Genomic DNA, 11,210 nt, shown 5'->3' on the forward strand with positions numbered 1-11,210 from the left:
AGCTATCACATACCCAATTTGCTGAAGCGAGGCCATAAGGTCACGACTCAGTACCCGAATTTCTTGACGACCATAGAGCATTGGAACCACCTGATCCCATCCCGAACTCAGCAGTGAAACGATGCATCGCCGATGGTAGTGTGGGGTTTCCCCATGTGAGAGTAGGTCATCGTCAAGATTAAATTCCAGAACCCCTGTTTGCTAACGCAAACAGGGGTTTTGTTTTGGGCGGTCGAAAACTGTAGCAACCTATGGACCATCGCTTAATGCGGCCCGCCTCGTTTGCAGCTTGCGGTCGCCTTCAATGCTAAAGTCCATGCCTCGATTTTGCTTTTCCCAAGGAAGCCGTTATGCCGGATGCGACGTCCCTCAGCGCTGGATTCATGGTGGTTCACGGCAACCGACGACTTTGTTTTGGGCGGTCGGAAAGTGTAAAAGAAGTCATGCTCGCGAGTAATCTCAATGTTAACGCGCGTATCTGACACGCTCTAGCGCCTAAGCCCTTAGGGAGGAAGCGCTGGGGCTGGGGCCATCGCCAACGACACACCCTACGGTCTCCAGGCCCACATTTTTTCCTCGGGCCTAGGGACTGTAAAGAGCCCATACCCTTGCCGAGAGTATGGCACTTTCGATCTGGAGGCCTTTCAGCAGGCAAAATCGGTCCTGGCCTGACAAAACAGCATGCCGTTGGGGAAATCGATGCAAAGTGTTTCTGCATTTTTGGTATGGTGCAGCACATTTTCACAAGGATTGATCTTTCATTCGCAGGACGCGGCGTCGACCTTCTTCAACGAGATGCTGTAGAAATGCCTGAACCGATACCGATCAAGGATCACGAAAAAGAAAACCGCCTGGTCAACAAGCGCCTGCTCGCCTGTGCGCTGTTGGTCATCGGCATCACCTGTGCCCTGGTGGGCCGCATGTATTTCCTGCAAGTGGTGCAGTACGACTATCACTCGACCATTTCCGAAAACAACCGGGTCCACGTCCTGCCGATTACGCCCACCCGCGGGCTGATCTATGACCGTAACGGCGTGGTGCTGGCCGACAACCGTCCCAGCTACAACCTGACGATCACCCGCGAACGTACCACCGACCTCAAGGGTGAACTGGACGCCATCGTCAATCTGTTGCACTTGCCCGCCGAAGACCGCGCCGTATTCGACAAGGCGCTGAAACAGGCGCGCCATCCTTTCGTGCCCGTCACGTTGTTCTACGAATTGACCGAAGAACAGATCGCCGTATTGGCTGTTAACGAATTCCGCCTGCCCGGGGTGGACGTTGAACCGCAGTTCGTTCGCCATTACCCGTTGGGCGCGCACTTTGCGCATTCAATCGGCTATGTCGGCCGAATCAACGAAAAAGAATCCAAAGCCCTCGACTCCGTGGAGTACCGCGGTACCCAGTCCATCGGCAAAACCGGTATCGAGCGCTTCTACGAGTCCGAACTGCACGGCCACGTGGGTTATGAAGAGGTCGAGACCAACGCCCAAGGCCGTGTGCTGCGGGTGCTTAAGCACACCGACCCGATCCCCGGTAAAAACATCGTTCTGAGCCTGGACGTCAAACTGCAGGAAGCCGCGGAAGAGGCCTTGGGCGATCGGCGCGGTTCGGTGGTTGCCCTCGACCCGCAAACTGGCGAAGTCCTGGCGATGGTCAGCAAGCCGAGCTTTGACCCGAACCTGTTCGTCACCGGCATCAGCTTCAAGGAATATGCCGCGCTGCATGATTCCATCGACCGGCCGCTGTTCAACCGCGTGCTGCGCGGGCTCTACGCGCCCGGTTCGACGATCAAGCCGGAAGTCGCTATCGCCGGCCTCGACAGTGGTGTGGTCACCGCGCAAACCCGCGTGTTCGACCCCGGTTACTACCAGTTGCCCGATTTTGACCACAAATACCGTAACTGGAACCACAGCGGCGACGGCTGGGTGGACATGGACGCCGCCATCATGCGTTCCAACGACACGTATTTTTACGACCTGGCCCACAAGCTGGGCATCGACCGCCTGCACGACTACCTGGCCGAATTCGGCCTCGGCCAGAAAGTCTCCCTCGACATGTTCGAAGAGTCAGCCGGCCTGATGCCTTCCCAGGCCTGGAAGCGCGCGACACGGCGCCAGCCGTGGTTCCCGGGCGAAACCGTGATCCTCGGCATCGGCCAGGGCTACATGCAAGTCACACCGTTGCAGTTAGCCCAGGCCACCGCTTTGATTGCCAACAAAGGCGTGTGGAACCGACCGCACCTGGCCAAGACCATCAATGGCGTGCCGCCAGTGGATGAGAACCCGATGCCCAACGTGGTCCTCAAGGACCCGCGTGATTGGGAGCAGGTTAACCATGGCATGCAGCTGGTGATGCATGACCCGCGTGGTATCGCGCGGGCCGCAGCAGCAGGCGCGCAATACCGCATCGCCGGCAAGAGTGGTACAGCGCAAGTCGTCGCGATCAAGCAGGGTGAGCGTTACAACCGTAACAAGACCCTGGAGCGCCATCGCGACAACGCCTTGTTCGTTGGCTTCGCGCCGGCCGAGCACCCGACAATCGTGATCTCGGTGATGATCGAAAACGGCGAGGCCGGAGGCCGGGTAGCGGGCCCTGTGGTGCGGCAAATCATGGATGCCTGGCTACTCGACCAGGACGGCCACCTGAAGCCGCAATATGCCACGCCGGCCAAAGCCCCGGGCGACCCGCGCGTTTAAATCAGGCCTTCCATTCGTCCCAGTGCTCTACGCCTGCATACGCAAGCCAGGGCACATCATGGGCCGTCCAGATGTGCGCGGTGGGCCGTACGCCCGGATCATTATCCAGCGTCGCCACCCGCACAATCACATGGGGCTGATGCCCTCGCTCCGCCATCAGATGTGAGCCGCAACGCGAGCAGAAATGCCGGAGTTTGCCGGGCGAAGACTCAAACGACGACAGCAGCGCCTCACCCTGCGTCCAGCGAAAATGTTCGCGCATCACCCCAGCCGTGGCCACAAATGCTGCGGCATGCACCTTACGGCAGCTGTCGCAGTGGCAATGGCTGATGGGCATGTCCAGGTTGTCGACTTGGTAGCGCACAGCCTCGCAGAAGCAACTTCCATTCAACGGGTCAGTCATACTCGTATTACCTGATCAGGGATGGGCTCATCATCGCGCAGAACCGACGGTTGCGCATTGGTCGATGTCGCCTACTGTCAATGGAGGAGGTGACTTATGCATGTATTAGATCGCATCGAACGAAAAGTCCTGCTCAACGCTCCACGTAAACAGGTGTGGGAAGCACTCACCGATGCCGAGCAATTCGGCAGTTGGTTCGGCATCGCCCTCGAAGGCAAAACCTTTGCCCCCGGGCAAACCATCGAAGCGCCGATCACCTATAAAGGCTACGAGCATGTGGTGTGGAAGGCCAAGATCGAGCGCATCTTGCCACAAACCTTGTTCTCGTTCTGGTGGCACCCTTACTCGGTCGAAGAAGGTGTCGACTACGACAGCGAAACACCAACCCTGGTGGAATTCACCATCGAAGATCGCGCGCCAGGCATTCTGCTGCGGGTGGTTGAATCCGGTTTTGACGCCGTGCCCGAAGCCCGACGCCAGAAAGCCTTCAAGAAGAATTCCCGTGGCTGGGATGAGCAAATGAGCAACATCGAAACCTATCTGGGCCAGGCCCGTCGCGACTGACCCAAACGGGCATCTTGATGCTGCCCGTTATCAACACGCTCAGTCGTTTGACCGGTTGCGCGCCTGTGTCCAGATCCCCGTCAGCCCGACACTGAGTGTGTGGCTGACGGCACCTACCGTTCAGCCGGTCATCAAGCGGGTGTTGTCTTCCAAGTGGTGAATACGCGAGCCCGTCACCGTGGCGTTGCCGAGATTGTCTGTCAGCGTCCGCGAGGTAAGCCGTCCAGTGGTCGCTTAGGTCATATTAAGCGCGCAGCATGCCGACCGAGTCTTCAATATTGGTGTAACCCCATTTCGGTGCGTAGTGGCTAGCCGCCGATGTCGAGGTGTTCGCCAACCCGCCCATCACTGCTGATGTCCGTGCTGAAACGGCGCAACGGCACATCCAAACGCGCAGACGACTCCGGCGCGAATAATAGTAAGTGTTATTAATGTTCTTCAGCCAATTTGTGAGATTGCGTTCGCCCTGCGCGTTAACGTGCCGCGTTTGCCCGGATGCCGAGTAGAATCACGCCCTGAAAGCGATTCCTGAGGTGCGGTACGGTGGATTTACAGCAGGGTTTTGTCCTGACCCGGCATTGGCGCGACACGGCGGCAGGTACGGAGGTCAGTTTCTGGCTGGCGACCGACCAAGGCCCCCGGTGCGTGCGCTTACCCGCGCAAACCTCGGTGATGTTCATTCCCGAGGCCTATCGCAAGCCGCTGGGTTGGTTGCTCAACGGCGAGCGCGATATCGAGCTGCGCCCGCTGCAGCTGTGCGATTTCCATCACCGCCCGGTATTGGGCCTCTACACCCGCCAGCACCGCCAGTTGATGGACCTGGAAAAACGCCTGCGTGCCGCCGGTGTGGATGTCTACGAAGGCGACGTGCGCCCGCCCGAGCGCTACATGATGGAGCGCTTCATCACCGCCCCGGTGTGGTTCGGCGGCACACCAGACGCCAACGGCAGCCTGATCGACGCGCAGATGAAACCCGCGCCCGACTACCGCCCGCCGCTGAAGCTGGTGTCCCTGGACATCGAGACCACCGCCCAGGGCGATCTGTATTCCATCGCCCTCGAGGGCTGCGGCGAGCGCCAGGTGTACATGCTCGGCCCGCCGAACAAAACCTGTGCGGTGGACTTCAAACTCGACTACTGCGACACCCGCGCGCAACTGCTCGAACGCCTCAACCAATGGCTGGCCACCCATGACCCCGACGCGATCATCGGCTGGAACGTGGTGCAGTTCGACCTGCGCGTGCTCCACGAGCATGCCCAGCGCCTCAACGTGCCGCTGTTGCTGGGCCGTGGCGGTGAAGCCATGGCCTGGCGCGAACACGGCAGCCGCAATCACTACTTCGCGTCTGCAGCGGGGCGCTTGATTATCGACGGCATCGAAGCCCTGCGCTCGGCCACTTGGAGCTTCGAGTCCTTTAGCCTGGAAAACGTCGCGCAAACCCTGCTCGGCGAAGGCAAGGACATCTCCACGCCGTACCAGCGCATGGACGAAATCAACCGCATGTTCGCCGAGGACAAGCCCGCCCTGGCGCGCTACAACCTCAAGGACTGCGAGCTGGTCACGCGGATTTTCGAGAAAACCGAGCTGCTCAAGTTCCTGCTCGAGCGCGCCAGCGTCACCGGGCTGCCGGCCGACCGCAACGGCGGTTCCGTCGCGGCGTTCACCCATTTGTACATGCCGCTGATGCACCGCCAGGGCTTCGTCGCGCCGAACCTGGGCGACAAACCGCCCCAGGCCAGCCCCGGCGGGTTCGTGATGGACTCGCGTCCCGGCCTCTATGAATCGGTGCTGGTGCTCGACTACAAAAGCCTTTACCCGTCGATCATTCGCAGCTTCCTGATCGACCCGGTGGGGCTGATCGAAGGCCTCAAGCACCCCGATGACAGCGAGTCGGTGGAAGGCTTTCGCGGCGCGCGCTTTTCGCGTACCCGGCACTGCCTGCCGTCCATCGTCACCCGCGTTTCCGAAGGGCGCGAAGCCGCCAAGCGTGACCACAACGCGCCATTGTCCCAGGCGCTGAAGATCATCATGAACGCCTTCTACGGCGTGCTCGGTTCCAGCGGTTGCCGGTTCTTCGACACCCGGCTGGCGTCCTCGATCACGATGCGCGGGCATCAGATCATGCGCCAGACCCGCGAGCTGGTGGAGGCCAAGGGGTATGAGGTGATCTACGGCGACACCGACTCCACCTTCGTCTGGCTCGGCAGTGCGCATGCTGCGGATGACGCCAGCCGCATCGGCCGGGAATTGGTGCAGCACGTCAACGACTGGTGGCGCGCGCATTTGCAAGCTGAATACGGCCTGCAAAGCGCCCTGGAACTGCAATACGAAACCCACTTCAGCCGCTTTCTCATGCCGACCATTCGCGGCGCGGAGGAGGGCAGCAAAAAGCGTTACGCCGGCTTGGTCGTGCGCGCTGATGGCAGCGAAGAGATGATCTACAAAGGCCTGGAAACCGTGCGCAGCGACTGGTCGCCCCTGGCCCGGCAATTCCAGCAGGAGCTCTACCAGCGCATCTTCCATCGCCAGCCCCATCAGGACTACGTTCGCGACTACGTGCGCCGCACCTTGAGTGGCGAACTCGACGACTTGCTGATCTACCGCAAACGCCTGCGCCGCCAATTGGACGACTACGAACGCAACGTGCCGCCGCATGTGCGCGCCGCACGCCTGGCCGATGAATACAACGACCGCCTGGGGCGCCCGCGCCAGTACCAGCGCGGTGGCTGGATCAGCTATGTGATCACGGTCAACGGCCCGGAACCGCTGGAAGTGCGGCAGGCGCCGATCGACTACGACCACTACGTCACCCGGCAATTGCAGCCGGTGGCGGATGCGATTTTGCCGTTCGTCAACGACGATTTCGCCACCCTGGTCGGCGGGCAAATGGGCCTGTTCTAAAATGCTTGCCTGGAGGGGATACGAGCCTGCACTCTTGGCCTGATGATGACCACCTTCAGACGGCGCAGCTTCTCATGACTCAGATCACCCTGACCGGCAACACGGTCGAACTCCAGCCACTGCAACGTGAACACGCGGCTGCCTTGGTCGAGGCTGCCGCCGACGGCGAGCTGTGGAACCTCAACGTCACCAATGTGCCCGGCCCCGAGACTGTCGACAAGTACCTCGACATTGCGCTCATCGGCCGTGAGGCCGGCAGCATGATCCCGTTCGCTGTGGTACGTCGCGACAGCGGCCAGGTGGTCGGCAGTACACGCTTCTGGAAGGTGGACAGGGTGAATCGCAAGCTTGAGATCGGCCACACTTTCTTGGCGCAATCCACGCAAAAAACCGCGGTCAACACCGAAGCCAAACTGTTGCTGCTGACCTACGCCTTCGAAGTATTGGAGTGCGTGCGCGTGCAATTCAGCACCGACGAACTCAACGAAAAGTCCCGCGCCGCGATCCTGCGCCTCGGCGCCTTACAAGAAGGCATCGTGCGCCACGAACGCATCATGCCCGACGGGCGCAAGCGCAACTCGGTGCGCTTTAGCATCATCGATTCGGAATGGCCGCAGGTGAAGGCCAACTTGCAGGCCAAACTGCTGCGATAAGGAAGAAACGCCCATGTACACGCTCTACGGCATTGATGAATCCGGCTCTTGCATGATCGAAATCGCCCTACAGCGTTGCGCGGTGCCCTGGCGCCGTATCGACGCCAGTTCCTGGGCGGACGGCGAGGGCAGCGAAGACCTGGCGCGCATCAACCCGCTCAAACAGATTCCCACCCTGGTCACGCCCGATGGCCAGGTGCTGACCGAAAGCGCCGCGATCCTGATCCACCTGGGCCTGGAGTTCCCCGCCTCCCATCTACTCGCCGGCAACCGCGCGCAGATCCTGCGCGGCCTGGTGTACATCGCCGCGAACTGCTACTCGGCCATCGGCATCATCGACTACCCGCAACGCTGGCTGGGCACTGCAGATGAAGCGCTGCAAACGCAATTGACCACCGGTACGCGGCGCTATCTGCATCACGCCTGGGTGGTGTTCGCCCAGCAGTTCGCCGACCAGTTGTTTACCCCGGATACTGTGCCGAATGCACTGGGCATCATGGCCGCAGCGGTGTCGCGCTGGGACGCGGCGCGGGATGTGTTAAACGACCTGGCGCCAGGCTTTGCCCAGACGCTGGCGCAGGTGGATGCCGACCCCCTCGTGGCGCCCGTGTTTGCTCGGCATTGGCCGGAATGGGGCGTCTCCTAATGTTTCTGCAATCAGAAGAAACAATCACCGTTGCACCTGTCCAACCCCTTGCGTAGCGGGCTTCCTGACCTACGCTTCTTAACGAGGTGTAGGAATCATCCTTGAATTTGGCTGTCGCAGACATGAAACTCAAGAACTTGCATGGAATTCAAAGGAGGTGCGCATGCTCATCCGGTCGCTGACCCTGGCTACCTTGATGGCTTTTACGGGGCCGCTGTTGGCCGCGGATGATATCAACCCGCTCAAGCAGGACGTGGGCAAGTCCCGTCCGCTGGTGGTGGTGGAACTTGATTCCGGCAACGACACATTGGCGACCCTCAAAAAACAGCTGGACGAGCCTGCCAACAAGCAGTCCTTTGAAGAGCGCAACATGGTGTTCTACACCGTGAAGTTCGGCAGCATCGGTGCTGAAGGCGAAAAATTCGCCAAGGACGCGAAGGACAACAAAAAGCTCACGCCGCCTGAAACCAACGCGCTGATCCGCGCCCTCAAACTCGGCGCCGGCAGCGGCACCAAAGTGATTCTGGTGGGCAAGGACGGCGAGAAGAAAGTCGAGAAAACCGTGCCACCGGATACCCTCGACCTGAAAGAGTTCTTCAGCGCCATCGACCAGATGCCCATGGCTGAAAAAGAACTCGCCGCCCCAGCCGAACCCGAGCCAGCCGCCGAGCCAGCCAAAGGCGCCAAAGCAGCCAAGCCTGCCAAGGCCGGCAGCAAGGCAGCCCCTGCGCAACTCGATGATTGAACCTACATAACCCTTGTGGGAGCGGGCTTGCCCGCGATGACGGAGTGTCAGTCAAAACACCTTTGAATGATCCACCGCTATCGCGGGCAAGCCCGCTCCCACAGGCGTGTTAGCGTTGCTCTGAAGTTTTAGCGGCCTTGCGCACCGGAAACGGAAAGTAGAAAAACCGCAGGAACGCCACCCGCTTGATCACTTCCCCGATCAGCAACGGCACCACCACCGCCACCACCAGGCCCACGCAGGCCGACACCAACGGGTGCAGGCCCAGGCGCTCCATCAGGTCGACGGTCTTGTGCTGGATCTCCCCATGGAAGATCAACAGGATCAGGGTCGACTGGCCGATGTAGGTCATCGCCCGCGTGATCACGGCCGAGACCATCAGCACCCGCGCCAGTGCCCAGCACGCGTACACGCCGATTACCGCCAGCAGGCTGGTCCACAACCAGTGGTCGTAGCGCCGCTGCGCCAGGTCCATGGTGTCGTGGCTGTAGAGGAACACCGCGGCGAACAGTGCCACTGAAATCACCAGCGTCAGCAGCGAGCCTTCATGGCGGCGCAGCCAATCGCGCAGCAGGTAGCCGTACACGAAGTAGGTACTGCTGATCAGGGTGATCTCGAGGCTGAAGGGCAGGCCGGGCAGCGTCCAGGTGTGCTCACCGACGGTCACGGGAATTTGCCAGAACCACGGCAGCACCCAGATGCCGAGCAACAGTTGCGCGACCATCAGCAGGCAGCCCATCGCCAGTGACAGCTTCAGGCGCTGGATCAGCCGCAGCATCAACCCACTGAACAGAATCGCTACCCAAAAGTGCGGCAGAAACCACAGTGCCTGCCATGGAATGGTGTCCACCGAGGCGTACAGCACGCCGCCAACATCCGGCAGCAGCGGTTGCCCGCGCAATAGGCTGCGTACGATCACATACACCAGCATCGTGAAGAAAAACGGCTTGAGCAGGCCGTCGGCCTTGCGTATCGCCATCTCCACAAACGGTTGCTCGGGCTTGAAGAACACCCCGGACAGGAAAAAGAACAACGGCAATATGAACGACGCGATGACCGGATAGATCAGCTCCGGAGAGTTGGCGACGAACCAACTGTGGCCGTACACGATCATCAGGATACCAATGCCTTTGGCAATATCCATCTGTATCCAACGATGTTTCACCTGACCACCCCCGATCGATTATTCACGCCTTGCGCCACGGCTTCAGCCACAGCCCCATGCCCAGCACCACCACGACGCCTGCCAGGGTGCTGAGCCCCAGTTGCAGCCATACGCCTTGAATCCGAAACAGCACCAGCGCGGCCAACCCCATGACAGCCGCACTGAGTAACCATTGCCGCGCCCAGGGCAGGGCGCCCAGCAGGTTTTGACGCTGCATCAGCAGCAATGCCGTGCAGATCACCCCCGCCAGCGCGGCCAGCGGGATACCCGCCAAGCCAAACGCAAACGGCAGGGCGCCCAGCAACAGCACGTTGACCAGGCTGCCGAGCAACTCGCAACGCAGCGGCTGGCGCGTATCGCCGGCGGCGTAGGCATAGCGCGCGAGTAAGGCGTTCCAGGCGCCGAACACCAGCGGCACGGCGAACCACGCCAGCAGCAGCGGCAGTGGCGAGTCCGCCGATTGTTTGGGCAGCAGCAGCGCCACCAGGCTCGGCGCCGCCGCGACCAGCCCAACCCCGGCCGGCAATGTCAGCACACTGGCGGTTTCCAGGCCGCGCTTGAGCAAGGCCAGGCGCTCATCGCCCTGGCGTCGGCTCATCATGCCCAGCAGCACCTGGTTGAGGCTCATCAACGCAATCAGCGGCAGGTTCATCAGCTTGCGGGCGAGGTTGACCCAAGTCACCGCGCCTTCGCCGAGCAGCGAGGCCACCAGCCGCTCGATCAACGCCAGCCCTTGGCTGGCGCCATTGCTCAGCAACAGTGGCCCGATGCGCTGGCCCAGCTCGCGCAGTGGCGCAACACTCAATTGCCAGCGCCACGGCCGCCAGCCCTGACGCCAGATCGACGGCAGCAGCGCCAAGGGCATCAACAGGCTGCCGGCCAGGCAAGCGAGTGCCAACCCATGGGGTTGGGTGGCGGTGCCGGCCACGGCGAGGTACGTCACCGGCGGCAGGTTGAACAGCAGCGAACCCAGCCCCGCCAGCACAAACCGCTCGCGGGCCTGCAACGGAATACTGAACAGCGCATGCAGCATCAAGCCCGGCACACACCACGCGACGATCTGCAGGTTGCCGCTGGCCAGCGCCGTGGCACTCGCCGCGAGCCCCGGGCCCAGCAACTGCACCAGCCACGGCGCCAACAGCGTCAGCAACAGGCTGGTGAGCAAGGCAATCAGCATCAATGCCGGGAACAGCACGCCCAGCCAGTCCAAGCGCTCGCCATCTTTGCGTTGCAGGTACAACGGCAGCGCGGCGGCGCTGAGCACGCCACCGGCCAGCGACATACGCAACGCCTCAGGCAAAAACAGCGCGATCAGGAACGCATCGCTGCGCTCGCCCGCGCCCCAGGCCGCCACCAGCAGCCACTCGCGGGCGAACCCCAGGCACAGGCCCAATAAGGTCGCCAGGGTCAGCCAGACGGCGCTGCCAAGCACGG

Annotated in this window: 9 protein-coding genes, 1 rRNA gene and 1 pseudogene; 7 read left to right on the plus strand and 4 right to left on the minus strand. The window is 61.3% G+C overall.

Annotation, left to right across the window (positions count from 1 at the left end):
- The first annotated feature begins 62 nt into the window (after positions 1 to 62).
- Positions 63 to 178, plus strand: a 5S ribosomal RNA gene (gene rrf / locus GJU48_RS09015).
- Between the two features lie 628 nt (positions 179 to 806).
- A complete protein-coding gene (mrdA, locus tag GJU48_RS09020; protein WP_094951188.1) occupies positions 807 to 2,699 on the plus strand; it encodes a penicillin-binding protein 2 in 1,893 nt (630 codons plus the stop codon).
- 1 nt (position 2,700) lies between these two features.
- On the opposite strand, the gene GJU48_RS09025 is transcribed toward mrdA, so the two are convergent.
- Complete coding sequence (locus GJU48_RS09025; protein ID WP_094951189.1) at positions 2,701 to 3,102, minus strand: GFA family protein; 402 nt, start codon at positions 3,100 to 3,102, stop codon at positions 2,701 to 2,703.
- A 96-nt stretch (positions 3,103 to 3,198) separates the two neighbouring features.
- Between GJU48_RS09025 and GJU48_RS09030 the strand changes: the two genes are divergently transcribed.
- Complete coding sequence (locus GJU48_RS09030) at positions 3,199 to 3,666, plus strand: SRPBCC family protein (RefSeq protein ID WP_094951190.1); 468 nt, start codon at positions 3,199 to 3,201, stop codon at positions 3,664 to 3,666.
- 54 nt (positions 3,667 to 3,720) lie between these two features.
- On the opposite strand, the pseudogene GJU48_RS25640 reads toward GJU48_RS09030, so the two are convergent.
- Positions 3,721 to 4,052: pseudogene (locus GJU48_RS25640) on the minus strand (hypothetical protein); the annotation flags it as partial.
- Between the two features lie 157 nt (positions 4,053 to 4,209).
- Here GJU48_RS25640 and GJU48_RS09035 point away from each other — a divergent pair.
- The 4 genes from GJU48_RS09035 to GJU48_RS09050 all read left to right on the plus strand — a co-directional run bounded on the left by GJU48_RS09035 (position 4,210) and on the right by GJU48_RS09050 (position 8,611).
- Positions 4,210 to 6,567, plus strand: a complete 2,358-nt coding sequence (locus GJU48_RS09035; protein ID WP_094951191.1) for a DNA polymerase II — start codon at positions 4,210 to 4,212, stop codon at positions 6,565 to 6,567.
- A 74-nt stretch (positions 6,568 to 6,641) separates the two neighbouring features.
- A complete protein-coding gene (locus GJU48_RS09040; RefSeq protein ID WP_094951192.1) occupies positions 6,642 to 7,220 on the plus strand; it encodes a GNAT family N-acetyltransferase in 579 nt (192 codons plus the stop codon).
- A 13-nt stretch (positions 7,221 to 7,233) separates the two neighbouring features.
- Positions 7,234 to 7,866, plus strand: coding sequence for a glutathione S-transferase N-terminal domain-containing protein (locus GJU48_RS09045; RefSeq protein ID WP_094951193.1), 633 nt, complete (start codon positions 7,234 to 7,236; stop codon positions 7,864 to 7,866).
- A 163-nt stretch (positions 7,867 to 8,029) separates the two neighbouring features.
- Positions 8,030 to 8,611 carry a DUF4174 domain-containing protein gene (locus GJU48_RS09050; protein WP_094951194.1) on the plus strand — a complete coding sequence of 194 codons (582 nt, stop codon included), beginning with the start codon at positions 8,030 to 8,032 and terminating at the stop codon, positions 8,609 to 8,611.
- Positions 8,612 to 8,720: 109 nt separating this feature from the next.
- On the opposite strand, the gene GJU48_RS09055 is transcribed toward GJU48_RS09050, so the two are convergent.
- A complete protein-coding gene (locus GJU48_RS09055; protein ID WP_094951195.1) occupies positions 8,721 to 9,755 on the minus strand; it encodes an acyltransferase family protein in 1,035 nt (344 codons plus the stop codon).
- Positions 9,756 to 9,798: 43 nt separating this feature from the next.
- A complete protein-coding gene (murJ, locus tag GJU48_RS09060; RefSeq protein ID WP_094951196.1) occupies positions 9,799 to 11,208 on the minus strand; it encodes a murein biosynthesis integral membrane protein MurJ in 1,410 nt (469 codons plus the stop codon).
- Positions 11,209 to 11,210 lie beyond the last annotated feature (2 nt).

The organism is Pseudomonas sp. IB20, assembly GCF_009707325.1.
Classification (GTDB): Bacteria; Pseudomonadota; Gammaproteobacteria; order Pseudomonadales; family Pseudomonadaceae; genus Aquipseudomonas.